At 65.2% G+C, this 24,487-nt stretch carries 24 protein-coding genes and 1 tRNA gene; 14 read left to right on the forward strand and 11 right to left on the reverse strand.

What is annotated here, in order from left to right; translation table 11 throughout:
* Nucleotides 1–48 precede the first annotated feature (48 nt).
* Nucleotides 49–3,513: a carbamoyl-phosphate synthase large subunit gene (gene carB / locus N2603_RS06875; RefSeq protein WP_260388159.1), complete on the reverse strand. Its 3,465-nt coding sequence runs from the start codon at nt 3,511–3,513 to the stop codon at nt 49–51.
* A 141-nt stretch (nt 3,514–3,654) separates the two neighbouring features.
* On the reverse strand, nt 3,655–4,824 hold the full coding sequence (locus N2603_RS06880; protein ID WP_260388160.1) for an MFS transporter: 1,170 nt from the start codon (nt 4,822–4,824) through the stop codon (nt 3,655–3,657).
* 113 nt (nt 4,825–4,937) lie between these two features.
* Between N2603_RS06880 and N2603_RS06885 the strand changes: the two genes are divergently transcribed.
* Nucleotides 4,938–5,315: an ArsR/SmtB family transcription factor gene (locus N2603_RS06885; RefSeq protein ID WP_026312112.1), complete on the forward strand. Its 378-nt coding sequence runs from the start codon at nt 4,938–4,940 to the stop codon at nt 5,313–5,315.
* A 119-nt stretch (nt 5,316–5,434) separates the two neighbouring features.
* Here N2603_RS06885 and N2603_RS06890 read toward each other — a convergent pair.
* Together N2603_RS06890 and N2603_RS06895 are read right to left on the reverse strand one after the other, a co-directional pair.
* A tRNA-OTHER gene (locus N2603_RS06890) sits at nt 5,435–5,510 on the reverse strand.
* 54 nt (nt 5,511–5,564) lie between these two features.
* Nucleotides 5,565–6,266, reverse strand: coding sequence for a class I SAM-dependent methyltransferase (locus N2603_RS06895; RefSeq protein WP_260388161.1), 702 nt, complete (start codon nt 6,264–6,266; stop codon nt 5,565–5,567).
* Nucleotides 6,267–6,380: 114 nt separating this feature from the next.
* Here N2603_RS06895 and N2603_RS06900 point away from each other — a divergent pair, with 114 nt between their 5' ends.
* Complete coding sequence (locus N2603_RS06900) at nt 6,381–6,905, forward strand: Dps family protein (RefSeq protein ID WP_212341714.1); 525 nt, start codon at nt 6,381–6,383, stop codon at nt 6,903–6,905.
* A 160-nt stretch (nt 6,906–7,065) separates the two neighbouring features.
* Here the strand turns inward: N2603_RS06900 and N2603_RS06905 are convergent, their stop codons facing one another.
* A complete protein-coding gene (locus tag N2603_RS06905) occupies nt 7,066–7,590 on the reverse strand; it encodes a cupin domain-containing protein (protein WP_260388162.1) in 525 nt (174 codons plus the stop codon).
* A 204-nt stretch (nt 7,591–7,794) separates the two neighbouring features.
* Entirely contained in the window at nt 7,795–8,985 is a 1,191-nt protein-coding gene (gene carA, locus N2603_RS06910; RefSeq protein ID WP_260388163.1) for a glutamine-hydrolyzing carbamoyl-phosphate synthase small subunit, read from the reverse strand.
* A 146-nt stretch (nt 8,986–9,131) separates the two neighbouring features.
* Between carA and N2603_RS06915 the strand changes: the two genes are divergently transcribed.
* The 7 genes from N2603_RS06915 to N2603_RS06945 all read left to right on the forward strand — a co-directional run bounded on the left by N2603_RS06915 (nt 9,132) and on the right by N2603_RS06945 (nt 14,865).
* A complete protein-coding gene (locus tag N2603_RS06915; protein WP_260388164.1) occupies nt 9,132–9,833 on the forward strand; it encodes an alpha/beta fold hydrolase in 702 nt (233 codons plus the stop codon).
* A 60-nt stretch (nt 9,834–9,893) separates the two neighbouring features.
* On the forward strand, nt 9,894–10,349 hold the full coding sequence (locus N2603_RS06920) for a GatB/YqeY domain-containing protein (protein WP_018643800.1): 456 nt from the start codon (nt 9,894–9,896) through the stop codon (nt 10,347–10,349).
* A gap of 231 nt (nt 10,350–10,580) precedes the next feature.
* Nucleotides 10,581–11,723 carry an epoxide hydrolase family protein gene (locus N2603_RS06925; protein WP_260388165.1) on the forward strand — a complete coding sequence of 381 codons (1,143 nt, stop codon included), beginning with the start codon at nt 10,581–10,583 and terminating at the stop codon, nt 11,721–11,723.
* A 163-nt stretch (nt 11,724–11,886) separates the two neighbouring features.
* Nucleotides 11,887–13,497: an acyl-CoA synthetase gene (locus N2603_RS06930; RefSeq protein ID WP_260388166.1), complete on the forward strand. Its 1,611-nt coding sequence runs from the start codon at nt 11,887–11,889 to the stop codon at nt 13,495–13,497.
* Nucleotides 13,498–13,503: 6 nt separating this feature from the next.
* Complete coding sequence (locus N2603_RS06935) at nt 13,504–13,971, forward strand: MarR family winged helix-turn-helix transcriptional regulator (RefSeq protein ID WP_260388167.1); 468 nt, start codon at nt 13,504–13,506, stop codon at nt 13,969–13,971.
* A 79-nt stretch (nt 13,972–14,050) separates the two neighbouring features.
* Nucleotides 14,051–14,419 carry a YybH family protein gene (locus N2603_RS06940; RefSeq protein ID WP_260388168.1) on the forward strand — a complete coding sequence of 123 codons (369 nt, stop codon included), beginning with the start codon at nt 14,051–14,053 and terminating at the stop codon, nt 14,417–14,419.
* A 2-nt stretch (nt 14,420–14,421) separates the two neighbouring features.
* Entirely contained in the window at nt 14,422–14,865 is a 444-nt protein-coding gene (locus tag N2603_RS06945; RefSeq protein ID WP_018643795.1) for a hypothetical protein, read from the forward strand.
* On the opposite strand, the gene N2603_RS06950 is transcribed toward N2603_RS06945, so the two are convergent.
* Complete coding sequence (locus N2603_RS06950; protein ID WP_260388169.1) at nt 14,866–17,097, reverse strand: ATP-binding protein; 2,232 nt, start codon at nt 17,095–17,097, stop codon at nt 14,866–14,868.
* A 263-nt stretch (nt 17,098–17,360) separates the two neighbouring features.
* Here N2603_RS06950 and N2603_RS06955 point away from each other — a divergent pair, with 263 nt between their 5' ends.
* Nucleotides 17,361–18,131, forward strand: coding sequence for a DUF2189 domain-containing protein (locus tag N2603_RS06955; protein WP_260388170.1), 771 nt, complete (start codon nt 17,361–17,363; stop codon nt 18,129–18,131).
* 145 nt (nt 18,132–18,276) lie between these two features.
* On the opposite strand, the gene N2603_RS06960 is transcribed toward N2603_RS06955, so the two are convergent.
* Genes N2603_RS06960 through N2603_RS06970 form a run of 3 tightly spaced genes read right to left on the reverse strand, consistent with a single transcriptional unit; the run spans nt 18,277 to nt 19,563 of the window.
* Complete coding sequence (locus N2603_RS06960; protein WP_260388171.1) at nt 18,277–18,789, reverse strand: SRPBCC family protein; 513 nt, start codon at nt 18,787–18,789, stop codon at nt 18,277–18,279.
* Nucleotides 18,786–19,256: an SRPBCC family protein gene (locus N2603_RS06965; RefSeq protein ID WP_260388172.1), complete on the reverse strand. Its 471-nt coding sequence runs from the start codon at nt 19,254–19,256 to the stop codon at nt 18,786–18,788. Before N2603_RS06965 ends, N2603_RS06960 begins: the two co-directional genes overlap by 4 nt.
* Entirely contained in the window at nt 19,249–19,563 is a 315-nt protein-coding gene (locus N2603_RS06970; protein ID WP_063993872.1) for an ArsR/SmtB family transcription factor, read from the reverse strand. The genes N2603_RS06965 and N2603_RS06970 overlap by 8 nt, the downstream gene beginning before the upstream one ends.
* Before the next feature lie 231 nt (nt 19,564–19,794).
* Here N2603_RS06970 and N2603_RS06975 point away from each other — a divergent pair, with 231 nt between their 5' ends.
* From N2603_RS06975 to N2603_RS06990, 4 genes are all read left to right on the forward strand, one after another.
* A complete protein-coding gene (locus N2603_RS06975; protein ID WP_260388173.1) occupies nt 19,795–21,240 on the forward strand; it encodes an LVIVD repeat-containing protein in 1,446 nt (481 codons plus the stop codon).
* Between the two features lie 2 nt (nt 21,241–21,242).
* Nucleotides 21,243–21,776, forward strand: a complete 534-nt coding sequence (locus N2603_RS06980) for a hypothetical protein (protein ID WP_260388174.1) — start codon at nt 21,243–21,245, stop codon at nt 21,774–21,776.
* A 217-nt stretch (nt 21,777–21,993) separates the two neighbouring features.
* Nucleotides 21,994–22,614, forward strand: a complete 621-nt coding sequence (locus N2603_RS06985) for a LysE family translocator (protein ID WP_018643787.1) — start codon at nt 21,994–21,996, stop codon at nt 22,612–22,614.
* 73 nt (nt 22,615–22,687) lie between these two features.
* On the forward strand, nt 22,688–23,671 hold the full coding sequence (locus tag N2603_RS06990) for a DUF3592 domain-containing protein (protein ID WP_260388175.1): 984 nt from the start codon (nt 22,688–22,690) through the stop codon (nt 23,669–23,671).
* On the opposite strand, the gene N2603_RS06995 is transcribed toward N2603_RS06990, so the two are convergent.
* Nucleotides 23,668–24,474, reverse strand: coding sequence for an N-formylglutamate amidohydrolase (locus tag N2603_RS06995; protein ID WP_260388176.1), 807 nt, complete (start codon nt 24,472–24,474; stop codon nt 23,668–23,670). The two genes, N2603_RS06990 and N2603_RS06995, sit on opposite strands and share 4 nt — an antisense overlap.
* Nucleotides 24,475–24,487 lie beyond the last annotated feature (13 nt).

Raw genomic sequence — 24,487 nt, forward strand, 5'->3', positions numbered from 1 at the left:
GTAGCTTCATTGCCAATCACTTAGCGGCGGGTTCGCCGCCGCTCGCGATCAGGTTTCCGAAAAGTAGCTCTGCAGGGTACGAACCTCAAGGTCCCCGCCCAAATAGGCGCGGATGCCCTGCGCGGCCGCCACGGCCCCGGAAAGAGTGGTGTAATACGGCACTTTATGCAAGAGGGCCGCGCGCCGCAGCGAACGGCTGTCGGCGAGCGCCTGCGGGCCTTCGGTGGTGTTGAGGACGAGCTGGACGTCGCCGTTGGTGATGGCGTCGACGATGTGCGGCCGTCCCTCCAGCACCTTGTTCACCTTCTCCGCCGGGATGCCCTGGTCGGTCAGGAAACGCGCCGTACCCGATGTCGCCAGCACCTTGAAGCCGAGCGTATGCAGCTCGCGCACCGCGTCGGCAATACGGACCTTGTCGCTCTCGCGCACCGAGACGAACACCGTGCCCTTGCGCGGCACCCGCGTGCCGCCACCGAGCTGGCTCTTGGCGAACGCCACCGCGAAGGAGCGGTCGATGCCCATGACCTCGCCGGTCGAGCGCATCTCGGGGCCGAGCACCGTGTCGACGCCGGGGAAGCGGGCGAACGGAAACACCGATTCCTTGACGCCGACATGCTTGAGATCGGCCTTCTTCAATTTGAAGTCGGCGAGCTTCTCGCCGGCCATGATGCGCGCCGCGATCTTGGCGACCGGGGTGCCGATCACCTTGGCGACGAACGGCACCGTGCGCGAGGCGCGCGGATTGACTTCGAGCACGTAGATCTCGCCGTCCTTGATCGCGTATTGCACGTTCATCAGGCCGACGACGTCGAGGCCGAGCGCGAGCTCGCGCGTCTGCCGCTCCAGCTCTTCGATCATCTTACCGTCGAGCGAGTGCGGCGGCAGGGAGCAGGCAGAGTCGCCGGAATGGATGCCGGCTTCCTCGATGTGCTCCATGATGCCGACGATGAAGGTGTCCTTGCCGTCGCAGAGGCAGTCGACGTCGATCTCGGTCGCATCCGACAGGTAGCGGTCGAACAGCAGCGGGTTCTTGCCGAGCACAGTGTTGATCTGCCCGGTCTTGTCGTTCGGGTAGCGCGCCTTGACGTCGGCGGGCACCAGCTCCGGCAGCGTGCCGAGCAGGTAGTCGTTGAGCTGGTTCTCCTCGCGGATGATCTGCATCGCGCGGCCGCCGAGCACGTAGGACGGACGCACCACCAGCGGCAGGCCGAGATCGGCGGAGACGAGCCGCGCCTGCTCGACCGAATAGGCGATGCCGTTCTTCGGCTGCTTGAGGCGAAGCTTGTCGAGGACGCGCTTGAAGCGATCGCGGTCTTCCGCGAGGTCGATCGCATCGGGCGAGGTGCCGAGGATCGGCACTTCGGCGGCTTCCAACGCACGCGCGAGCTTCAGCGGGGTCTGGCCGCCGAACTGCACGATCACGCCGTTCAGCGTGCCGTTCGAGCGCTCCTTCGCGATGATCTCCAGCACGTCTTCGGCGGTGAGCGGTTCGAAATAGAGCCGGTCCGCGGTGTCGTAGTCGGTCGACACCGTCTCCGGGTTGCAGTTGACCATGATCGATTCGTAGCCGGCGTCATGCAGCGCGAAGCAGGCGTGACAGCAGCAATAGTCGAACTCGATGCCCTGGCCGATGCGGTTCGGGCCGCCGCCGAGGATGATGACCTTCTTCTTGTCCGACGGCGTGCTCTCGTCGGCGGTGCTGCCTGCAAACGGCGACTCGTAGGTCGAGTACATGTAGGCGGTGGGTGAAGCGAATTCAGCCGCGCAAGTGTCGATGCGCTTGTAGACCGGACGGACACCGAGCGCGTGGCGCTTCGCGGTGACCTCGGCCTCCGTCGTCTGCGCGAGCACCGCAAGTCGTGCGTCCGAGAAACCCATGGTCTTGAGCGAGCGCATGCCGAAAGCATTGCCGGGCAGGCCGTGCTTCCTGATCTTCTCCTCCATGTCGACGATGCCGCGCATCTCGCCGAGGAACCACGGATCGATCTTGCAGGAATTGAAGATGTCCTCGTTCGACCAGCCGAGCCGCATCGCCTGGGCGACCTGAAGGATGCGGTTCGGCGTCGGCGTGCCCAATGCGGCGCGGATCGCGTTCTTGTCGTCGTCGCGGCCGAGACCTTCGATCTCGATCTCGTCGAGGCCGGTGAGGCCGGTCTCGAGCCCGCGCAGCGCCTTCTGCAGGCTCTCCTGGAAGGTGCGGCCGATCGCCATGACTTCGCCGACCGACTTCATCGAGGTCGTCAGCGTCGAGGAGGCGCCGGGGAATTTCTCGAAGGCGAAACGGGGGATCTTGGTGACCACGTAGTCGATGGTCGGCTCGAACGAGGCCGGCGTCGCGCCGCCGGTGATGTCGTTGGCGATCTCGTCCAGCGTGTAACCGATCGCGAGCTTGGCTGCGACCTTGGCGATCGGGAAGCCCGTGGCCTTCGAGGCCAGCGCGGAGGAGCGCGACACGCGCGGATTCATCTCGATCACGACCATGCGGCCGTCTTCCGGATTGACGCCGAACTGCACGTTGGAGCCGCCGGTCTCGACGCCGATCTCGCGCAGCACCGCCAGCGAGGCGTCGCGCATGATCTGGTATTCCTTGTCCGTCAGCGTCAGCGCCGGCGCGACCGTGATGGAGTCGCCGGTGTGCACGCCCATCGGATCGAAATTCTCGATCGAGCAGACGATGATGCAATTGTCCTTCTTGTCGCGCACCACCTCCATCTCGAACTCTTTCCAGCCGAGCACGGATTCCTCGATCAGGACTTCGTTGGTGGGGGACGCGTCGAGGCCGCGCTCGATGATGTCGAGGAATTCTTCCTTGTTGTAGGCGATGCCGCCGCCGGTGCCGCCCATGGTGAAGGAGGGACGAATGATCGCGGGCAGCCCGATCTCGGACAGCGCCATCATGGCCTGGCCGAAGGCGTATTCCTGGTAGCGCTTGCGACGGTCGCTCTCGCCGAGGGTCCATTGCCGGTCGAGCTCTTCGAGCGCGGCGCCCGACAGCTTCTCGCGTTCGGCGTGGTACTTGTCGCGGAAGGACTTCTTCAGCTCGGACGCATTGGCGAGCCGCGACTTCGGCGTCTCGAGCCCGATCTTGGTCATGGCCTCGCGGAAGAGCTGGCGATCCTCGGCCTTGTCGATGGCGTCGGCCGTCGCGCCGATCATCTCGACGTCGAATTTCTCGAGCGTGCCCTGCCGGCGCAGCGACAGCGCGCAGTTCAGCGCGGTCTGGCCGCCCATGGTCGGCAGCAGCGCGAAGCCGCCCGGAATGACGTGACGCTCCTTCTCGATGATCTTGGCGACGATCTCCGGCGTGATCGGCTCGATATAGGTCGCATCGGCCAGTTCCGGGTCGGTCATAATCGTGGCTGGGTTGGAATTGACGAGGACGATGCGATAGCCCTCTTCCTTCAGCGTCTTCACCGCTTGCGTGCCCGAATAGTCGAACTCGCAGGCCTGGCCGATCACGATGGGGCCGGCGCCGATGATCAGGATGGTCGAGATGTCGGTTCGTTTAGGCATCACCGCTCGCGGGCTGGATTTTGGGCACAAAAAAAGGGCGCGCTTGCCGCGCGTCCCTTGAGCGAGAGCGCGGGGGTCTCCCTCGCGCGCGGGTGGGTCTTAGACCAGTTTTCGGGGCGGCGAAACCCCGAAAAACGCCCATCAACCGGCAATTTTGACGGGTTTTGGCCGGGCCTGCCAGCCACGGGCGAGATGCACCAGAAGCGAGGCCGCGACGCTCGATCCGCCGATCCAGCCGAGGTCGGTCGGCGACAGGGTGGCCAGCACCGCGCCGCCCAGGGCCCCGCCGATGGCGAAGCCGAGATACATCGAGGAGGCGTTGAGCGAGAGCGCGATCATCGAGGCCTGCGGCTCGATCCGGATGATGCTGGCGATCTGGGCCGGATAGAACGCCCAGCCCGAGATGCCCCACAGGAAGATCGCACCCAGCACGGCGTAATGCGCCTGCCCCGGCATCAATTTGAGGACCAGCGAATGCAGGATCAGGGCGCTCGCCATGCCGGCGAGCCCGAGGGCTGCGGTGGTCAGCGTGCCGAGCCGGTCGGCCAGCGCGCCGCCGAGCATGTTCCCGATCGCGGCAGCGCCGCCGAACACCAGCAGTGCCAGGCTGATCTGCGAGGCATCGAAGCCGAGGCCGCGCAACGGGATCGCGAAATAGGTGAACACCGTGAAGCCGCCGAGCGCCCAGAGAATGGTGATCAGAAGCGCGATCAGGACGTTGCTGTGACGGGCGACCGCCAGCCGCTCGCTGAGCGAAGCGGTGTTGCGCGGCAGGCCGCGGGGCAGGCCGAGCAGCAGGCCGGCGAGTGCGACAGCGCCGATCAGCGCGACCATGGCAAAGGTCGCGCGCCACCCGAACAAGCTCCCGACGAGATTGCCGAGGGGAACGCCGATCACGGTCGCAACGGTGAGGCCCGAGGTCACCAATGCCACCGCGCGGCCACGCCGTTCGGGCGAGGCGACGGCGACCGATACGGCGAGCGCCGTCGGCATGCACAGCCCGGACCCCAGCGCCATCAGCATCCGCGAGGCCAGCAGCAGGGCGTAGTTGGAGGCCACCATCGCCGCGAGGTTTCCGGCAATGAAGGTCGTCAGTGCCAGGGCCAGCACGGTGCGGCGGTCGACATTGTTCAGCGCCACTGCGAGGACCGGCGAGCCCACGGCATAGGTGAGGGCGTAAGCGGTGACCAATTGGCCGGCGGCCGAGACCGAAATCGAAAGGTCGCCCGCAATCGCAGGCAAAAGCCCAGCAATCACAAAGCCTTCGGTGCCGATCGCAAAGGCCCCGAGGGCCAGCCAGAACACGCTCATTGATAGTCATCCCTATGTTCAATGTTTATTGAACTATCAAACGAAGTGGTTTCGCTGTCAATTGGTTCAAGAACTATTGAACATTGTGGCCGCATCGCTATGATTTTCGGACCATGAGCCGCACACCCCACCATCCCACCCGCGAGCAGATCGAGCTGCCGATGGTCCTGGATTGCCTGAGCGATCCGATCCGTTTGGCGATCGTCTACCAACTCGCCCAACAGGAACGTGTCAGCAGCGAACTCCGCTGCAGCGACTTCAGCGCGCTCAGCGGCAAGTCGAACCTCGCCTATCACTTCGCCAAGCTGCGCGACTGCGGCCTGATGCGGACCCGCGTGGCGGGCACAAACCGCTTCATGCGGTTGCGCCGTGAGGATCTGGAGGCGCGCTTCCCGGGCCTGCTCGACGCCGTGCTCAGCTCCGCAGCCAAGGATGCCGACCGGCTGCCGCTCGTGTCCGGCTGCGAATTGGTCGAGGTTGACCGAAAATGAGACGGGCGTGTCAGCCTCAGTCCGTCTTCGCTTTCGCTTCGCTTCAGCTACGCCGGACACGCTTCGCCCCTGCTGGTCTAGCGTGGCTGCGCCACGCATAGCCCCGCAGGGGCGAAGCGTGGAGACCCGGCCTGGATTTGAACCAGGATGAAGAGCGTTGCACCGCCCTCGCGTAGACGCTTCCGCCACCGGGCCGGCGCGGACATTACCGATTGCACTGCGACAAGCTACAACGGCTAATTGTTATGCTTAACGAACCAGTGGCGGCCGTGCGATGAAGGTCATGCGCCAGCGATTGTGGCCGATATTGGTATGGGCGCGCTGGACCGCGAAGCCGGCCGCCTTCAGCTTCGCAGTGATCTCGTCCTCGCTGTAGCGCTGCAGCCCGATCTTCGAGCGCAGCTGACGGTAATCCGACAGCGCGGTGCTGATCAGCCCGATCAGCGCGTCCTTCAGGAAGCCGTGACGCAGGCCGAAGCCGAGCAGCGCAATCACGTCCCTGAACATGCCGACGTGGGGCTGAAGGATGTCGCCGAGCACCAGCTTCCCGGACGGCGTCAGCAATCGCCGGATATTGAGCAGCGCGGCATCGAGCTCCTCGCCCGTCATGTATTGCGCGACCGAGTTCATCACCACGAGATCGACGGACTGGTCCTGCATCTTGCGGACATCGTCGAGCGAGCGGACGCGGATCTTGGTGTTGGGAGCAAACCGCGCGATCAGCCGGCCGCGCACGCCCGGCGCCGGTTCGGCCAGGATCAGCTTGCCGCAGGCGACCGCCACCTGGTTCGCCGACAGCGCCTCGCCGCAGGCGTAATCGAGCACGGTCGCCTCGGGCGAGGTGATGTAGCCGATGATGTCCCGCGCAATGATCTGGAAGTGCAAGTCGCGATGCAGCTTGCTGACATAGATCGTATGCGTCGAGTCGTAATAATCGATCCAATCGTCCATGGTATCCGAGGGTCCCGGCCAAAGGGTTCCTGCCAAGGAACTGGGGCTGCCCGCCTTGCGTTAGGGGTGCGACGGCGCGCCGTCAATGTCCGCGTCCTAACAGGAAGGTTTCCCGTGAGCAAAACCAACAACAAGGTCTCGCCCGATCTCGACACCCCCACCGATCTGTCGCCAGACGGCGTCAAGAAGGTCTCGGAGCAACTGAACGTGCTTCTGGCCGACGCGTTCGCACTGTATCTGAAGACCAAGAATTTCCACTGGCACGTCAGCGGCCGGCACTTCCGGGACTACCATCTGCTGCTCGACGAGCAGTCGGACCAGATCTTCGCCACCACCGACCAGCTCGCCGAGCGCGTCCGCAAGATCGGCGGCACCACGCTGAAGTCGATCGGCCAGGTCGCAAAGCTCCAGACCATCAAGGACAACAACGAGGACTACGTCCCGCCGCGCGAGATGCTGCGCGAGCTGATGCAGGACAACAAGCACGTCGCGGCAGCGATGCGCAAGGCGCACGACGTCTGCGACGAGGCCGGCGACGTCGCCAGCGCCAGCATCCTTGAGATCTTCATCGACGAGACCGAGCGTCGGACGTGGTTTCTGTTCGAGGCAACCCGGCAGGAAGGCAGCAACGCGGCGTAAGGGCCATCAACATTGTCGTCCCGGCGCAGGCCGGGACCCATAACCACAAAAGCCAGTTTGGCGAAGATAGGTCATGACCATCTCGCGCCATAACCCCGTCTGAGGAGTATGGGTCCCGGCCTGCGCCGGGACGACGGTGGAGTTTGTTGAATGAGCGCCGCTAACTCCCCCACAACCGCATCAGCGCGCCATCCTTCCCCGTCACGGGATCAGCGGGCGGCAGCGCGACCTCTGGAATCGTCTTCAGCGCTTTCGCGTGGTTCTCCGGCGTCGCGCGCGTGACCTCCATCTTGCTGCCTGGCGGGTAGGCGCCGATGATGCAGAAATCATCGCTCGCCTTGATGCACTGATGCCCGGTGCCGGCCGGCAGGATCGCGACATCGCCGGCCTTGATATCCAGCTCCTGGCCATGGTCGCCGCCGAAGCGGACGCGGGCGCTGCCGCGCGCAACGCCGAGCACCTCATGCACCGTCGCGTGATAGTGCAGATAGTCGTAGACGCCGTTGCGCCACGTCCCACCCCATCCGTTCTCTTCAAACAGGTTTTCGACGGTCTCTTCCGGCTGCTTCGGATCGAGCTTCACCGCGCCCTGGTAGAGCAGGAACGGAAGGATGTTGTTCGGCACGAGCCCGTCATCCTCGAAAACGATGGCGAGCGGCTCGGCCTTGTCGCGGACGACGGGCATGGCTGTGCTCCTGCGCAAGACTAGCAGAGATCAACTGGCGTTGCCGCAGCGCGTTCCTCTCGTGTCCCGGACGCGATGCAGCGTGCAACGCTGCGTCGCAGAGCCGGGACCCAGAGGCTGGCGTGGGCCCCGGTTCAGCAGCGCATCACGCCGCGAAGCGCGGCGCACTGCACTGCGCCCGGGGCACGAGAGCCGGAGTGAGTCTTACGCGCTCTTCTTCTGCCGCATCAGATCGGCAAAACGCTGGAACAGATAGTGCGAGTCGCGCGGGCCCGGTGAGGCCTCGGGGTGATACTGCACCGAGAACACCGGCTTGCCGTCGAGCTGGATGCCGCAGTTGGAGCCGTCGAACAGCGAGATGTGGGTCTGCGTCGCGCCCTTCGGCAACGTCTTCTCGTCCACGGCAAAGCCGTGGTTCATCGAGGTGATCTCGACCTTGCCGGTGGTCTCGTCCTTCACCGGGTGATTGGCGCCGTGATGGCCCTGATGCATCTTCTTGGTTCTAGCGCCGACCGCGAGGCCGAGCATCTGGTGGCCAAGGCAGATCCCGAAGGTCGGTGTGCCCGACTTGATCACGTCCTGGATGACGGGCACCGCGTACTTGCCGGTCGAGGCCGGATCGCCCGGGCCGTTGGACAGGAACACGCCGTCCGGCTTCATCGCCAGAATGTCTTCGGACGAGGTCGTCGCCGGCACCACGGTCACCTTGCAGCCGACGCCGGCGAGCAGGCGCAAGATGTTGCGCTTGATGCCGTAGTCGATGGCGACGACGTTGAACTCGGGCTTCTCCTGCCGGCCAAAGCCCTTGTCCCACAGCCACGGCGTCTCGTCCCAGGTGAAGCGCTGGCCGCTCGTGACCATCGGCACGAGGTCCATGCCTTCGAGGCCGGGCCATTCGCGCGCTTCCTCCTTGAGGCCATGCAGGTCGAACTCGCCGGTCTTGGAATGCGCGATCACGGCATTGGGCATGCCCTTGCTGCGGATCAGCGCGGTCAGGGCGCGGGTGTCGATGCCGGAGAGGCCGATGATGCCGCGCGCCTTCAGCCAGGCATCGAGATGCTTGGTGGCGCGGTAGTTCGAGGGATCGGTGATCGCGGTGCGCAGGATCACGCCGCGCGCGCCGGGCGTCGCGGCCATGTTCACCGTCTCGATGTCTTCCTCGTTGGTACCGACATTGCCGATATGCGGGAAGGTGAAGGTGATGAGCTGGCCGGCATAGGAGGGATCGGTGAGGATCTCCTCATAGCCGGTCATCGCGGTGTTGAAGCAGACCTCGCCAACGGCGTGGCCCTCGGCGCCGAGACCAAAGCCTTCGAGCACCGTGCCATCGGCAAGCACGAGGAGCGCGGTCGGTTCATGGTCCGGCCAAGCGGGATCGTTGTCATGTTGTGTCATGAGCCCGCTTCATAAGCCCCCCGCGCGCGCCCGTCAAAGCGGGAGGGGGCCGATTCACATGCGTTTTTGCATATTTGACAGCCGGTCTCGGCCACTTAAGCTCGGCCGCACAATTTCCGGCAATTTGAGGGGCTTGCGAGGCAATAATGGACCAGACCACCCCGCTTCTGCTGGTTCCGGGGTTGGCCTCCTCGGCCCGGATCTACGCCCCGGTACTCCCTGCCTTGTGGCGGCTCGGTCCGGTGATGATTGCCAACCATATCCGCGACAACAGCATGGCGGCGATCGCCGCCCGGGTCCTGGGCGAGGCCCCGCCGCGCTTCGCGCTCGCCGGACATTCCATGGGCGGCTACATCGCGCTCGAGATCATGCGCCAGGCGCCCGAGCGGGTTTTGAAGCTTGCGCTGATCAACACCCAGGCCCGGCCCGACACGCCGGAGGCGACCGCGCGCCGGCGCGGCCTGATGGAGCGCGCCAGGCGCGGCGAGCTTCGCGCGGCGCGCGAGGAGATGTTTCCAGAACTGGTGCACCCTTCGCGCCGTGACGATGCAAGCATCCGCCAGCTCGTGCACGAGCAGGGCGAGGACGTCGGCGTCGAGGGCTATCTGCGGCAGCAGACCGCGATCATCGCGCGGGTGGACTCACGTCCGACGCTGGCGAGGATCACGTGCCCAACGTTGGTGCTGACGGGCGATCAGGACAACACCATCCCCAACGCGTTTTCGAAGGAGATGGCCGATAGCATCGCCGGCGCACGGCTCGTGATCCTCGATCGCTGCGGGCACCTGCCGCAGCCGGAACAGCCGGATGCGACAGCGCGGGCGCTCACCGAATGGCTCGCGAGTTAGGTTGTGTGGAGGCCGCAAACGGCCTAGATCAGGCGTCATATATTCGAAGGGATCACGATCATGCTGCGCGACGACATCAACAATGCGGTCAAGGAGGCCATGAAGGCCAAGGACGAGCGCAAGCTGTCCACGCTGCGCATGGTCAACTCGACCATCAAGAACGCCGACATCGACGCGCGCGGGCAGGGCAAGCCGCCTCTGTCGGACGCCGATTTGCTCGCGGTGCTGCAGAAGATGATCAAGCAGCGCCAGGAAGCGGTCGAGCTCTACGACAAGGGCGGCCGCGCCGAGCTCGCCAAGCAGGAGCGCGAGGAGATCGAGGTGATCTCGGCGTATTTGCCGAAGCAGATGTCCGAGGACGAGGTGAAGAAGGCGATCGCGGACGCGATCGCTGAAACCGGCGCCGCCGGCATGAAGGACATGGGCAAGGTGATCGCCGTGCTGCGCGCGAAATACGCGGGACAGATGGATTTCGGCAAGGCGTCCGGTTTGGTGAAGGCCGCGCTGTCGGGCTAGGCCGTCCTTACCCTCCCCTGGAGGGGGAGGGTCGATCGCGCGTAGCGCGAGCGGGGTGGGGTGATCTCTCCACTCGGGCAGCGCTTCCGTGGAGAGACTGTCACCCCACCTCGGTCCGCATGCCGCTTCGCTCTATGCGAACCGATCCTCCCCCTCCAGGGGAGGATGGGCACCTTTGATGCGGCATCAGTTCGGTCTACTCTCTGTCCAAGAAAATCGGGGAGGCAACCGATGACCGCCGCCATCAATCCGTTTCGCATCGCCATCAGCGACGACATCCTCGCTGATCTCAAATCGCGCCTCGCCCGAACCCGCTGGCCGGAGGCGGAGCTGGTTGACGACTGGAGCCAGGGCGCGCCGCTGAAATGGATCCAGGAGATTTGTACCTACTGGGCGAGCGGTTACGACTGGCGCGCCCGCGAGGCAAAGCTCAATCGCTTCGAGCAATTCACCACCGAGATCGACGGGCTCGACATCCACTTTCTGCATGTGCGTTCGAAAGAGCCAAACGCGCTGCCGCTGATCATCACCCATGGCTGGCCCGGCTCGATCGTCGAATTCCACAAGGTGATCGCGCCGCTGGTCGATCCCGTCGCGCATGGCGGCAATCCTGCGGATGCCTTTCACGTGATCTGTCCGTCGCTGCCGGGCTTCGGCTTCTCCGCCAAGCCGAAGAGTACCGGTTGGGGTGTCGACCGCATCGCGGCGACCTGGGTGAAGCTGATGGACGTGCTCGGCTATGCGCGTTACGGCGCGCAAGGCGGTGACTGGGGCTCGGCGGTGACGACCTCGCTCGGCGCGCAGGATGCCGAGCACTGTGCCGGCATCCACATCACGCTCGCCTTCAACGCGGCGCCGAAGGTCGAGGGCGAGCCGACGGCGGAGGAGAAGCGCGCGCTCGCCGGCCTCAAGCACTATGTCGATCTCGACTCCGGCTATTCCAAACAGCAGTCGACGCGGCCGCAGACGCTCGGCTATGGCCTGACGGATTCGCCGAGCGGGCAGGCGGCCTGGATCCTGGAAAAATTCTGGGCCTGGACCGATTGCAACGGGGACCCCGAGAACATCTTCAGCAAGGACGAGCTGCTCGACAACGTCATGCTGTACTGGGCAACGGAGACGGCGACCTCGTCGGCGCGGCTCTATTGGGAGAGCTTCGGCAAGCGACGCACGACGCCGGTGGTCAAGGTGCCGACGGGCGTTGCGGTGTTCCCCAAGGAAATCATCACGCCGGTGCGGCGCTGGATGGAACCGAACTTTCACAACATCACGCATTGGAGCGAGATGGAGAAGGGTGGCCATTTCGCCGCCTTCGAGCAACCGGAGCTGTTCGTGCGCGATGTCAGGAAGTTCTTCGCGACGGTGCGGTCCTAGTGCGTCGTCATTCCGGGGCGCCCGAAGGGCGAACCCGGAATCTCGAGATTCCGGGTTCGACGCTGGCGCATCGCCCCGAATGACGCCGCGGGGCTCTTGTCCCGAGCACCCACGGCTCTACACTGGGCCATAACAACAAGACACCGGGAAGACGACCAAGCCGATGCTGACCGAAGCCGCAACCTACGACGAGCTCTATCGCAACTTCCGCTGGGACATCCCTGCGCGCTTCAACATGGCGGAGGCGTGCTGCGATCGCCATGCCGACGGTACCGGGCGTCTCGCGCTGATCTATGTCGACGAGAACGGCGTCACCACGCGCACCTCCTTCGACGAGGTCGCGGACATGTCGCGCCGCTTCGCCAATGTATTGAAGGCGGATGGGCTGGTCCGCGGCGATCGCGTCGCAGTGTTCCTGTCGCAGTCGCTGGAACTGCCGATCGCGCATATGGCCGCGTTCCGCTCCGGGCTGATCTCGATCCCGCTGTTTGCGCTGTTCGGCGAGGACGCGCTGGAATTCCGCCTGTCGAATTCGCAGGCAAGAGCCATCATCACCGATGAGGCCGGCTGGGAGAAGCTCACGAAGATCCGCGATCGGCTGCCCTATTTGCAGGATATCTATGTCACGAGCGGCGCCGTCCACGCCGGCGCAAAGCCGTTCTGGCCAGCGATCGAAACCGCGTCCGAGGATTTTGCAAACGTCGACACCTCGGCCGACGATCCCGCGCTGATCATCTACACCTCGGGCACCACGGGCAATCCGAAGGGCGCGCTGCATGCGCATCGCGTCGTGCTCGGCCATCTGCCGAATGTGGAGATGTGTCACAACTTCCTGCCGCGGCCCGGCGATCTGATGTGGACGCCGGCCGACTGGGCCTGGATCGGCGGCCTCGTCAACGGCCTGCTCGCATTCTGGTATCACGGCATCCCGCTGGTCGGCCATCGCGCACGAAAATTCGAGCCGCAGGCGGCGATGCAGATGATGGCCGATCTGTCGGTGCGCAACGTCTTCCTGCCGCCGACCGCGCTGAAGCTGATGCGGCAGGCCGGCGTGAAGCATCCCGGCGTCAGGCTGCGCAGCATCTTTACGGGCGGCGAATCCCTCGGCGGCGAATTGCTGGGATGGGTGCGCGAGACCTTTGGCATCGACGCGCATGAGGTATTCGGCCAGACCGAGTGCAACCTCGTGATCGGCAGCAACTCAAATCTCTTTCCGATCCGCCCCGGTGCCATGGGCAAGGCGACGCCGGGCTTCGATGTCCGCATCGTCAACGACAAGGGCGAGGAATTGCCGCGCGGCCAGCGCGGCATCATCGGCGTGCGTCAGCCGTGCCCCGTCACCATGCTCGAATATTGGCGCAATCCGGAGGCGACGGCGAAGAAATATGCCGGCGAGTTTCTGCTCACCGGCGATCTCGGCGTGCAGGACGAGGACGGCTATTTCTGGTATGTCAGCCGCGAGGACGACGTCATCACCACCGCCGGCTATCGCGTCGGCCCCTCCGAGATCGAGCACACGCTGATGAAGCATCCGTCGGTGGCGATGGCCGCCGTGGTCGGCATCCCCGATCCGATCCGTACCGAGTCGATCAAGGCGTGGATCGTGCTGCGTCCGGGCTTTACCGGCAGCGACGCGCTTGCGCGCGAGATCCAGGAGTTCGTGAAGGTGCAGCTCGCCGCGCACGAATATCCGCGCTATGTGGAATTCGCCGAGACGCTGCCGATGACGGCCACGGGCAAGGTGCTGCGGCGCGAGCTGCGGGCGAGGGGTTAGTTTTTCATGCCGAAGACGTCTCAGGCCGCGGGGCTTCACCGCGCCTCGCTTGCGAAGCTGCACGATCTCGATGCGGCGCTGGAGCTCATGTATTACGGCTGGCGCGGGATGACGCTGGAGGCCGACGACTATCTCGCCAGGCAGGGGCTGTCGCGCCCGCACCATCGTATCCTCTATGTCGTGGCGCGCCGGCCCGATATCGCGATCGGCGCGCTGGTCGAGACTCTCGGCATTTCCAAGCAGGCCCTGAACCGGCCGCTCAACCTGCTGCTGGAGCGCAAGCTCCTGACGTCGAAGCGCTCGCCCGAGCAGCATCGCTCGAAATTGTTGCGCCTGACGGCCGCGGGGCAACGCATCGAGCAAAGGGCATCGGACCACGAGCGCAAGGTCATGCGCCAGGCATTCGAGCGCGCCGGGGCGTCTGGTACGGCGGCCTGGATGGCGGTCATGGAGGCGATCGCTGACAACAACTGACGACTTCTCAAGTCAACATAGTTGACATGAGGGCGCGGCTTTGCCACTTTCCGGCCAACGGGTCAGGGAGGGCTCTGCCATGAGCGCAGGGAAGATGGACCGCTCGGCGGCCGAACGTTTCGTCGCGGCATGGTGCGCGAGCTGGTGCAAGGTCGACATCGACGCGGTCGTCGCGCATTTCGCCGACGATGCGCAGATGCGCAGCCCGCTGGCGCTCGAACTGACAGGCTCCCCCGTGGTCACGGGCGCGGAGAACATCCGCGCTTATTGGCGGCAAGCCTATGGCCACATCGAAAGCGCCGACCTGAAGATCCTCAGCTGGAGCTGGGACGAGGTGATCGCGCGGCTGACGGTGTGGTGGCAATTGGGCGGCACGCGCGCCGGCGAATTCATGGACTTCGACGCTGCGGGCCGCGTAGTCCGCAGCGAGGCCTTTTACGGAAAATAGCCATGCGCCTTTTGGATATCGTTCTGCTTCTCAACACGCTCTGGTTCGTCGGTGCCTTCATCCAGTTCAGTATCGCCCAGCGCAATACGCTGAAGATATTGCTGCCGCGCGAAGAGCGCAGCAATCCGATCGCGCCGACCCTGGCGGCCAGCGTCGCATTCCTCGGCGGCATGAACCTGCCGATCGGGCTGTTGTCGTTCTATCTTCTGGCCGCCCGGCCGCTCTTCTTCCAGCCGGTGCAGGCGCAGCTCGTGCTGTTCCTGTTCTTCTCTGCCTGCCACTTCAGCCAATTCGTCTACAACGTTCCCGTGCTGATGCGCGGCGGACGTGTCGGCGTCGCTTACTGGCCCGTGTTGAAGGGCCCGATGCTCCGGATCTTCGTCATCGACGCGGCGCTGTTCGCTGCCAATCTCGGCGTGGCGCTCCAGCTCGCGTTCTCGTCCTGATTATCGCGACGGTGCCGAGAGGGCGGCCCGCAACATCGCGGCAAGATCCTTGCGCCGGAACGGCTTTGTCAGGATGCGGGCGTCGCCGACGCCGTCGGGCGTCTTGACCGGATCCTGCGTGTAGCCTGAGGTGAAGAGCACCTTGAGCCCGGGCCGCAGCGCCGTTGCTTGCCGCGCAAGCTCCGGCCCGAACATGCCGCCGGGCATCACGACGTCGGTGAACAGCAAATGGATGTCCCCACGCTGGCGCAACAGGTCCAGCGCCGCGGGGCCGTTCGAGCGCGCGATGACGCGGTAGCCGAGCGCCTTCAGCTCGTTCTCGACATAGGCCCGCACCATGTCGTCGTCCTCGACGACGAGAATGGTCTCGCTGCCATCGGGGGCCGCGATCCGCTCCGCCGGCAATGGATCCTCGGCCGGCGGCGTCGCAAGACGGGGAAAGAACAGCCTGACGACGCTGCCGTGTCCCGGCTCGGACTGCATCTGCACCAGTCCGCCGGACTGTCGCACGAATCCGTAGACCATGCTGAGGCCGAGCCCGGTGCCCTTGCCGACCTCCTTGGTGGTGAAGAACGGCTCGAAGGCGCGGCTCGCCACCTCGGCGGTCATGCCGGTGCCGGTGTCGGTCACGGCCACCATGACGTAGTCGCCCGGCCGCGGCTCGCCGTTGACGTCGAGGTCGGAGTCGCCGAGCGAGATGTTGCGCGCCTCGACCGTCAGCTTGCCGCCGTCGGGCAAGGCGTCGCGCGCGTTGAGCACGAGGTTGAGCAGCGCGGTCGCCAGCTGGCCGGGATCGACGCTGGTCATCCACAGATCCGCATCGAGCGCGAAGGTGCACTCGACGTGCTCGCCCAGCGATCTGCGCAGCAACGGCTCCATTTCGAGCAGCTTGCCGGCGATGTCGATGTCGCGCGGCCTTAAGGGCTGCTTGCGCGCGAAGGCGAGCAGGCTCCGCGTCAGGTCGGAGCCGCGCTCGGCGGCGGTCGCGATGTCGCCGGCGATCCGGTGCAATTCCTTGTTGCCCGCCAGCTGGTCGGCCAGATGCTCCGAATTGCCGAGAATGACGGTCAGGAGATTGTTGAAATCGTGCGCCACGCCGCCGGTGAGCTGGCCCATGGCTTCCATCTTCTGCGACTGGCTGAGCTTCTGGTTGAGGTCGGCGATGGCGGCGCGTTGCTGCTGCAGCGACTCGGCGGTGTCGTTGAGCAGGGTCATCAGCCCGCCGAGCTCGCCGCCCGGATGCGGCGGTGGAATGCGCGCGCTGAGATCGCCGCGCCCGAGCTTCTTCGCCATCGCGGCGAGCCGTCCGACCTGGCGCCCGACGCTCACGGTCGCGAGGATCAAGACCGCCGCCAGCAGCAGCAGCGAGGCCACGGTGAGGATCGCCAGGTCCTCGAAGAGCCGGCGGTTCGCCGCCGCGACCAGCCCATCCTTGGACCGTCCGACCAGGATGTAGAGACCGGCATCCTGGGTCGACGGCGAGCGGGCGGCGAGGCTCCAGACATGGGTGCGGCCCTCGTCATCGGTCACCTCATGAAAGGACTCCCGCTCGGGCGCCGCCGCGAAGCGGAACAGTTCGGATCCCGCAATCGACCCGCCGACGGGCACGGACCAGCCTGCTCCCGAGGGAGCGACCAGAACCGTGCCCTTGCCGTCGACCAGCAGGACATCCTTCTCGGCGAGCAGGCGCCTGTGGTGAAACTCCGCGAATTTGCGCAGGTTGAACGAAGCCAGCAGGATCAGCTTCAATGCGCCCGCTTCCGTCCGCACCGGATAAGCGATCTGGAGCACCGATATTCCGGTCAGACGGCCAAACACCGGTTCGAGCACGACGCGGTTCGAGGCCAGGGCCTGCTTGAAATAGGCGCGATCCCGGAGATCGAGGCTGCGGTTGGTCCGCAGCGAGTCGCAGAACAGGCTGCCGTCGGGATCGATGGTCAATATTCCGGTGAACTGCGGGTATTCCTCGCGCACTTCCGACAGGAACGCCGAGCACGCCGCCTTGTCGCGGGTGTCGAGGTCGCGGGCGCGCGCGAGACCATAGTGAAGCTGCGCGGTACCCTGGATCTTCTCGTTCAGGTCGCTTGCAATCTCGTCGGCCGCCGCCGCCAGATTGGTCAGGGCGGCGTTGATGTCGCTGCTGCGGTTCTGCATGAAGCGCAAGCCGACGAGGCCCGCGGGCACCAGCATGGCCGCGATGACGAGGATCAGTAGCCGGGTACGCAAGCTCATCGGTCGAATGGTCCGCTCGGGTCATCGGATGTGGGGGCGGAGGTACAATTTGCGGCACCGCCCTCCGCTCCGTCCATAGGCATCGTGCCGAAAAGCGAGGAAAGATTTTGACGCACACGCTTGGCGGGTGGGCGAGGAGGCGCTGCGGGCTCACCGCGATACCGTCGTTCCGCGGTCAACTTGCGCGTGCGCGTGGTGCGGGAGGGCGCTAATATCGAGGTCGCGTGCGACGGAGATCGCGCCGGCAAATCAGGAGGAAGCTGATGTCCATCTCGGGCAAGGTCGATCCGGTCGTGCGCCCCGTCGTGGCGACCGACATCGCCGAGGCGCTGGTCGAGGGTCTGCGCGACTTCCAGGCGCTGCCGCTTTACGGACTTTCCTTTGGCGCGCTCTATGCCGCCGGCGGCATCGCGATCATGCTCTGCCTCACCGCCTTCGGCATGGTCTATCTGGTCTATCCCCTGGCCGCCGGTTTCGCGCTGATCGGCCCGTTCGTGGCGATCGGCCTCTACGAAGTCAGCCGCCGCCGCGAGCGCGGCGAGCCGGTGTCGTTCGGCGCGATCTGGTCGGCGGTGCGCTCGCGCAGCGAGATCGGCTGGATGGCGTTCGTCACGCTGTTCGTGTTCGTGATCTGGATGTACCAGGTGCGGCTCCTGATCGCGCTGCTGCTCGGCCTGCATGCCTCGTTCTCGAGCCTGCAGGAATTCATGACGGTGGTGCTGACGACCAATGAGGGCCTGCTGTTCCTGGCCCTCGGCAACGCGGTCGGCGCCGCGCTGTCGCTGATCCTGTTCTCGCTGACCGTGGTGTCGTTTCCGCTGCTGCTCGATCGCGAGGTCGATTTCGTCACGGCCATGGTGACGAGCGTGCGTGCGGTGGTGACCAGCCCGCTGCCGATGATCGGCTGGGCGGCCGTGATCGTGATGCTGCTGATCGTCTCGGCGCTGCCGTATTTTCTCGGCCTGATCGTGACGCTGCCCGTGCTCGGGCACGCGACGTGGCATCTGTACCGGCGGCTGGTGGTGCCGGTGTAAATTTGTCGCTTTTCCTTCGCCCTCGATCAGTGCCGTAGGGTGGGCAAAGCGAAGCGTGCCCACCGCGTCTGTGCTGTATTGAGTCAGTGGTGGGCACGGCGCAAGCGCGCCTTTGCCCACCCTACGATATCGAGTTCGCGGAGACTTACGGCGTCTTGATCCCCATCGCCTTCAGAGCATCCAGCATCCGCTGCGGCGGGCCCATTTTCACCACCAGCGGCTTGCCGGTCTCGAGCACGCTCTTGAGGCTGGAGAGGATCGCCGGCCAACCCTGCCGTCCGCCTTCGAGGACATCGTCACTGAGCGGCCGGTCATGGCCTTCGCTCATGGTGAGACGAACCGCATCGCCGACCTGTTCGATCTCATAGGTCACGAGCGTCGGGCCGAGCTTTTCGATCAGCTCCGGCCAGTTGACGTTGAAGGTGACGGAGAGCTTTCGCGGCGGGTCATAGGCGAGAACCTCGCCACTGATGTGCAGCGCGCCATCAGGCGTGCGCACGATGAACGCGCCGCCAAGGCGCGGCTCGACCTCCACGGCGTTGCCGAAGAAATACTGCTTGCTGAACTCGGCCGAGGTCAGCGCTTCCCACACCTTCTCCGGCGTCGCGGCGATGTAGATGGTGTAGACCGTGAGCGGCTTGAATTGATCGAGGTTCATTTTGCATCGAATCCCTTGTTCAGGGCTGCGCGCGGAATGCCGAGCAGCTTGCCGGTCTCGAGCAGGCTCTTGAGCTGGGACAGGATCGCCGGCCAGCCGTTGGAGACGGCGCCGAGATATTTGCCGCCCTCGACGAAGCCGTCATGTAGCACGGTCAAACGCACGAGCGGGCCGAACGGTTCGATGGTGAAGAGGACGCGTGAGATCGGCTCGCCGCGCAGTTCCTCGAACTTGTGGTGCTTGAAGCTGTAGGAGAGGCGCCGCGGCGGATCGGCTTCGAGGATTTCGCCGGAATCGGTGACCTCGCCGTCGAGCAGAAGCGCGAAGGGCGAGCCGACCTTCCAGTCCGACTTCACCTCGGCGCCGAACCAGTATTGCCTGGTGAACGCGCTCGACGTCAGCGCCTCCCACAGTTTTTCCGGCGTGGTCTCGATATAGCTCACATAGACGAATTGCGGCTTACTCATCGCGCTTCTCCAACTGGCGTTTCAACTCGCCGAGCGCGGCGAGCTTGCCGCGCTCGAACTTCCTGATCCAGCGTTCGCCGATCTGATGGATCGGCACAGGGTTGAGGTAGTGCAGCTTCTCGCGGCCGTGCCTGATGGTCGTGACCAGATTGGCCTCTTCGAGAATGGCAAGGTGCTTGGTGACGGCCTGCCGCGTCATCGCGAGGCCCTCGCAGAGTTCGTTCAGCGTCTGGCCGTTCCTGGCGTGAAGCCTGTCCAAGAGCGAGCGTCGTGACGCGTCCGCGAGCGCTTTGAAGACCTCATCCATGGCGGCGATAATAGGCAACCAAATGGTTGCATGTCAAGCACGACGTCGTTCCGGGGCGACGCGTTAGCGTCGAGCTACGGTGCGCAATTGCGCACCTGAGAATCTCGAGATTCCGGATAACCGCTGCGCGGTTTCCGGAATGACGCCCAAGCGATCGTGTCTTTGGGCCGCAGGATCGAGCGTGTTAGCCTTTCATTTCAGCCAACGCAGATTGGTTCCGGGAGGACATTGATGTTCCGTTGTGTCTTGACTGCCGCAGGCCTCGTTCTTTTCGCCTGCAGCACCGCGGCCTACGCGCAGAAGCAGACGATCGGCGCGCCGCCGGAGGCTTCCAACATGAAGCTGGTCGGCACCAACGACCTCCAGGCGCGCAGCGCCTATCAGCCAACCATCCACCATCAGGGCGATCGCTGGATCGCCTATATCGGCCATCACGGCGGCACCGACGATGTACCCGCGCCCGTCAATCCGATGACGGGGCAGGCGGAGCCGAACGGAACCTCGATCGTCGACGTCACCGATCCCGCGCGTCCAAAGTATCTGCGGCATCTGCCGGGGCAGGAGGGCAAGTATGAGTCCGGTGGCGCACAGATGGTGCGGGTCTGCGACGGCAAGGCCTTGCCGAAGGGCGATCCCGCCGCAGTCTATATGCTGCGCACCTTCGGCAGCGAGGCGCATGAGATCTGGAACGTCACTGATCCCGCCAGCCCCGTGCTCATCACGCGCATCGCCGGCCTGAAGGACACGCACAAGAGCTGGTGGGAATGCGACACCGGCATCGCCTTTCTCGTCTCGGGTGCGCCGGACTGGCGCACGCGCCGCATGACGCAGGTCTATGACCTCTCAGATCCCGCGCATCCGCAGAAGATCCGCGACTTCGGCCTGCCGGGTCAGGAGCCGGGTTCGACCGGCGCGGTGCCGACCGAATTGCACGGGCCGATCTCGACCGGGCCGAGCGGCAACCGCGTCTATTTCGGCTACGGCACCAACAAGGGCGGCATATTGCAGATCGTCGATCGCGAGAAGCTGTTGAGCGGGCCGAAGGAGCCGACACCGGACAATCTGCGCTTTCCCGAGATAGCACGAATGCCGATGTCCGCCTTCAACGGCGCCCACACCACGTTCCCGATGCTCGACATGCCGGTCGCGGAGTTTGCCGAGGACAAGGACGGCAAGACGCGCGACATCGTCATGATCGTGGACGAGGCGATCCTCAACGAGTGCGGCGAGGCGCGGCAGATGGTGTGGTTCGCCGATGTCACCACCGAGACGCGGCCGATGATGATCTCGAGCTATACCGTGCCGGAGGGGAGCGGGCAGTTTTGCCAGCGCGGCGGCCGGTTCGGCTCGCATTCGTCGAACGAGAGCATGGCGCCGGTCTATTACAAGAAGATGGCCTTCATCGCCTTCTTCAATGCCGGCGTGCGGGCGCTCGATATCCGCGATCCCTATCACCCGAAGGAAGTCGGCTATTTCATCCCGGCAATCACGGCGGCGACCGACAAGCGCTGCATTCCCGTCGAGGGCGGCGAGCGCTGCAAGGTCGCGATCCAGACCAACAACGTCGAGACCGATGATCGCGGCTACATTTACATCGTCGACCGCGCCAATACCGGCCTGCATATCCTCGAGTTGACCGGACCAGCGCGCGCCGCGGCCGGCCTGCCGAAGAACTGACGATGCGGCGCGCGATGATCATCGCGGCCGCGGTGATCGCGCTCGGCGCGGTTGCGGGCATGCATGCCGGTGGGACGGAGCGCGGCGGGCGATGGAGGGAGATGGCGTGGCCGTTTCCCCGCGATGGCTGGCCCGCGGGCCGCGCGTTCCGCTGTGTCGCAGGCGGCTGCGATGGTGCCGAGCTCTACATCCGCGCCAAGCGCGGCTTCTGTAATTGCGACACCGGCGTCGCCGATGACGACGAGGTCGACCGCGTCACCGACATCGACCTGATCAGTCCGCGCTTTGCCCCCGTCGCACCGGGTCACGCCGTGGGCTTCGCCGCCATGCAGGGCCGCATCAGGCACTACGACCTCGACATGCCCGACGGCACCCGCCACGCCGCCGCCGGCCTCGCGCTGTCGCGCCGCTGCGATCTGCTGGTTGCGGTGGCGCAAGGCGCGGGCGAGGCGAATGCCGTGCAGCGTGCAGCGCTGGTGTTCCTGGAAACGGAGGAGATGAAGCAATGGATGGCTGCCACGCTCGATGGCAGGTGATGGAGGCACGCCCGATTCCACATTCTCCGCTGCCATCCCTCGCGAAGGCGGGGGATCCAGTATTCCAGAGACGCCGGTGGGATACGGAGAAGCTGCGGCGTACTGGATACCCCGCTTTCGCGGGGTATGACACCGCGGCTTGGACCCTTATCTCGCTTCCGTTCCCGCCTCCGTCATGCATTAATACCCCCAATCCGCCCTCAGCCGAGTCCTCCCCATGATGTCCATGCAAGCCTATCTCGCCTTCGTCGCCGCCTGCATTGCGCTGGCGCTGCTGCCGGGTCCGATCGTCACCCTGGTCATCGCCAATGGCCTGCGCCATGGCACGCGTGCGGCGCTGACCAACGTTGCCGGCGCGCAAGCGGGTCTTGCCATCGTCATCGGCATCGTCGCGATCGGCCTGACCTCGCTGATGGCGACGATGGGCTACTGGTTCGACTGGGTGCGCTTTGCCGGCGCGGCCTATCTGGTCTGGCTCGGCATCAGGCTGATCTGGGCGCCGGTCGAGGGCGTCGATGTCGACGCGCCGCCTCCGCCGCCGCGCGGCGGGTTCTTCCTGCAAGGCTTCCTGGTGCTGCTGTCGAACCCGAAAGTGCTGGTGTTCTTCGGCGCCTTCATCCCGCAGTTCATGGACATGGGCCAGCCGCACTTTCCGCAAGTCGCGCTGCTGGGCGCCACCTTCATGGTCACGGCCGTGATGACGGACGCGCTATATGCCATCGCAGCCGGGCGCGCGCGGAAATTCTTCTCGGCCCGCCGTACCCGGATGATGTCGCGCATCTCCGGCGGCTTCATGATCGGCGGCGGTATCTGGCTGGCGCTGACCCGGGCCAAATGAGCTGACATCGGTTGAACCTCTGGCAGTGGCGGTGCGTCCAAGGAAGCATTGCCGCTGACCTGGGATTTTGACCGTGCCGAATTTGCCGCCGCTCGTTTACGCGATGCTGCTTGCGCCGCTCGCGCTCATCCTGATTGCCGCCATCGTCAAGACCTGGCAGGCGCGCGAGGCGCGAAGCTGGCCGCAGGTCGCGGGCAAGGTCATTACCTCGGTCGCCGAGGTGCGCGAGGTCAAGGTGTCCGATGACGAGCGCGAGGACGGCTATCGCACCGAGAGCCGCAACTTCGCCAACGTCACGTACGAATATTCGGTTGGCGGCCGCAAGCTGCGCTGCAATCGCATCTCGATCGGCGAGGACCTCGGCAACTTCCAGGTGGCCGAGAAGCTGGCGAAATACCCGGCCGGCAGCATCGTCACCGTCTACTACAATCCGCGGCATCCGGATCAGGCGGTGCTGGAGCGGGACCTGCCCAAGGGGCTGTGGGGCTGCCTCGGCATCGGCTCGGCGATCGTGCTCGCCATCATCTTCGGCTCGGTCTTCGGCCTCAACCAGAGCTACCAATATCTCGCCCATCACATCGGCCGGCCCGATCTTGCGGGCCTCGTCGTCGCCTTCGGTGCGTTCGGCCTCGTCATCGCGCTGATGGCGTGGGCCGTACAGCGGCAGGCGTCGATGGCGACGCGCTGGCCGGTCGTGCCGGGCACGATCAAGCTGTCGGGCATCGAGGAGTATCACGAGGCCAGCGAGCCCGGCGCGGCGCGCGGCATCGAGATGTTCGGCAAGCGCGTGACCTACACCTATCGCTATCAGAACGTCGCCTACACCAATGAATGCGCGCGCGTCGCGGCGCAATCGCCATCGGCCTCGGAGGAGATGCTGAAGAAGCTGATGTCGCGCTACCAGGACGGCGCGACCGTCGAGGTCCGCGTCAATCCCGACAATCCCGCCGAAGCCACGTTAGATGCCCGCGGCGACGGCCGCATGGCCTATGTGCTGTGGGGCATCGCCGCGATCTTCGCCGCGCTGGCGCTGTTCGTGGCAACGCGGGGTGGCTAGTCGATCAACCTTTCCGCCCGCAGCTCCACCTCGATCTCCGCAAAGACCCTTGCCAGCCGCTCCGCCCATTGCTGCTGGCCGGACTGGTCCGCGATCAGGTCCTGGCGGATCTCGATGCCGGTGTTGACGAGGCCGCGGGCTTCGCCGTGCACGGGGATGGTGTAGTCGGTGAGGTCGCTCACCGCATAGGGCTCGTTGTCGCCGACGACGAGATCGCTCTCGCTGCGCAGATGTTTCAGCAATAGCCGCGGCAGCACGGGGTCGCGATTGTACAGCGCGCCGATGTGCCAGGGCCGCGCGACGCCGGCATAAACCGGCGTGAAGCTGTGCAGCGACACCAGCACGGTCGGCCGCCTGTCGTGCAGGCGCCGGCCGATCGTCGTGTCGATACGATGATGATAGGGCTCGAAGATCTCGCGCCGCCGCGCGGCGCGCTCGGCGTCGGAGATCGCCTCGTTGCGGGGGATCGTGGTTGCCTCTGATATCACGGGGATCGAGCTGGCCGCGCCGGGAGGACGGTTGCAGTCGATCACCAGCCGCGAATAGCGCTGCGCGATCAGATGCGAATCGAGCATGCGGGCGAGGCGCTCGGCGACGCCGGCGATGCCGATGTCCCAGCCGATATGCCTGACGAGCTCGCTCTCGGGAATGCCGAGATCGCCGAGCGCGCGCGGCAGCGCCCGTCCGTAGTGATCCGAGGTGAGCAGGAAGGGCGATGTGCCTTCCGCATTCACCTCATGCACTGGCGGAATGTCACCCTCGCCGAGCAGTTGATCGGCCGCGCCGGCTGTGTCTAAAGCCATCCTGATTGCCTAT

Origin of the sequence: Bradyrhizobium huanghuaihaiense (assembly GCF_025200885.1) — a bacterium.
In the GTDB taxonomy this organism is placed as follows: Bacteria; Pseudomonadota; Alphaproteobacteria; order Rhizobiales; family Xanthobacteraceae; genus Bradyrhizobium; species Bradyrhizobium huanghuaihaiense.

Coding starts and splice junctions, on each gene's coding strand:
- N2603_RS06980 (WP_260388174.1), top strand. CDS start 21,243: ATGCGGCGCGCGATGATCATCGCGGCCGCGGTGATCGCGCTCGGCGCG.
- N2603_RS06965 (WP_260388172.1), bottom strand. CDS start 19,256: ATGAGTAAGCCGCAATTCGTCTATGTGAGCTATATCGAGACCACGCCG.
- N2603_RS06925 (WP_260388165.1), top strand. CDS start 10,581: ATGACCGCCGCCATCAATCCGTTTCGCATCGCCATCAGCGACGACATC.
- N2603_RS06935 (WP_260388167.1), top strand. CDS start 13,504: ATGCCGAAGACGTCTCAGGCCGCGGGGCTTCACCGCGCCTCGCTTGCG.
- N2603_RS06940 (WP_260388168.1), top strand. CDS start 14,051: ATGAGCGCAGGGAAGATGGACCGCTCGGCGGCCGAACGTTTCGTCGCG.
- N2603_RS06945 (WP_018643795.1), top strand. CDS start 14,422: ATGCGCCTTTTGGATATCGTTCTGCTTCTCAACACGCTCTGGTTCGTC.
- carA (WP_260388163.1), bottom strand. CDS start 8,985: ATGACACAACATGACAACGATCCCGCTTGGCCGGACCATGAACCGACC.
- N2603_RS06930 (WP_260388166.1), top strand. CDS start 11,887: ATGCTGACCGAAGCCGCAACCTACGACGAGCTCTATCGCAACTTCCGC.
- N2603_RS06885 (WP_026312112.1), top strand. CDS start 4,938: ATGAGCCGCACACCCCACCATCCCACCCGCGAGCAGATCGAGCTGCCG.
- N2603_RS06915 (WP_260388164.1), top strand. CDS start 9,132: ATGGACCAGACCACCCCGCTTCTGCTGGTTCCGGGGTTGGCCTCCTCG.
- N2603_RS06960 (WP_260388171.1), bottom strand. CDS start 18,789: ATGAACCTCGATCAATTCAAGCCGCTCACGGTCTACACCATCTACATC.
- carB (WP_260388159.1), bottom strand. CDS start 3,513: ATGCCTAAACGAACCGACATCTCGACCATCCTGATCATCGGCGCCGGC.
- N2603_RS06970 (WP_063993872.1), bottom strand. CDS start 19,563: ATGGATGAGGTCTTCAAAGCGCTCGCGGACGCGTCACGACGCTCGCTC.
- N2603_RS06895 (WP_260388161.1), bottom strand. CDS start 6,266: ATGGACGATTGGATCGATTATTACGACTCGACGCATACGATCTATGTC.
- N2603_RS06955 (WP_260388170.1), top strand. CDS start 17,361: ATGTCCATCTCGGGCAAGGTCGATCCGGTCGTGCGCCCCGTCGTGGCG.
- N2603_RS06985 (WP_018643787.1), top strand. CDS start 21,994: ATGATGTCCATGCAAGCCTATCTCGCCTTCGTCGCCGCCTGCATTGCG.
- N2603_RS06880 (WP_260388160.1), bottom strand. CDS start 4,824: ATGAGCGTGTTCTGGCTGGCCCTCGGGGCCTTTGCGATCGGCACCGAA.
- N2603_RS06950 (WP_260388169.1), bottom strand. CDS start 17,097: ATGAGCTTGCGTACCCGGCTACTGATCCTCGTCATCGCGGCCATGCTG.
- N2603_RS06995 (WP_260388176.1), bottom strand. CDS start 24,474: ATGGCTTTAGACACAGCCGGCGCGGCCGATCAACTGCTCGGCGAGGGT.
- N2603_RS06905 (WP_260388162.1), bottom strand. CDS start 7,590: ATGCCCGTCGTCCGCGACAAGGCCGAGCCGCTCGCCATCGTTTTCGAG.
- N2603_RS06975 (WP_260388173.1), top strand. CDS start 19,795: ATGTTCCGTTGTGTCTTGACTGCCGCAGGCCTCGTTCTTTTCGCCTGC.
- N2603_RS06920 (WP_018643800.1), top strand. CDS start 9,894: ATGCTGCGCGACGACATCAACAATGCGGTCAAGGAGGCCATGAAGGCC.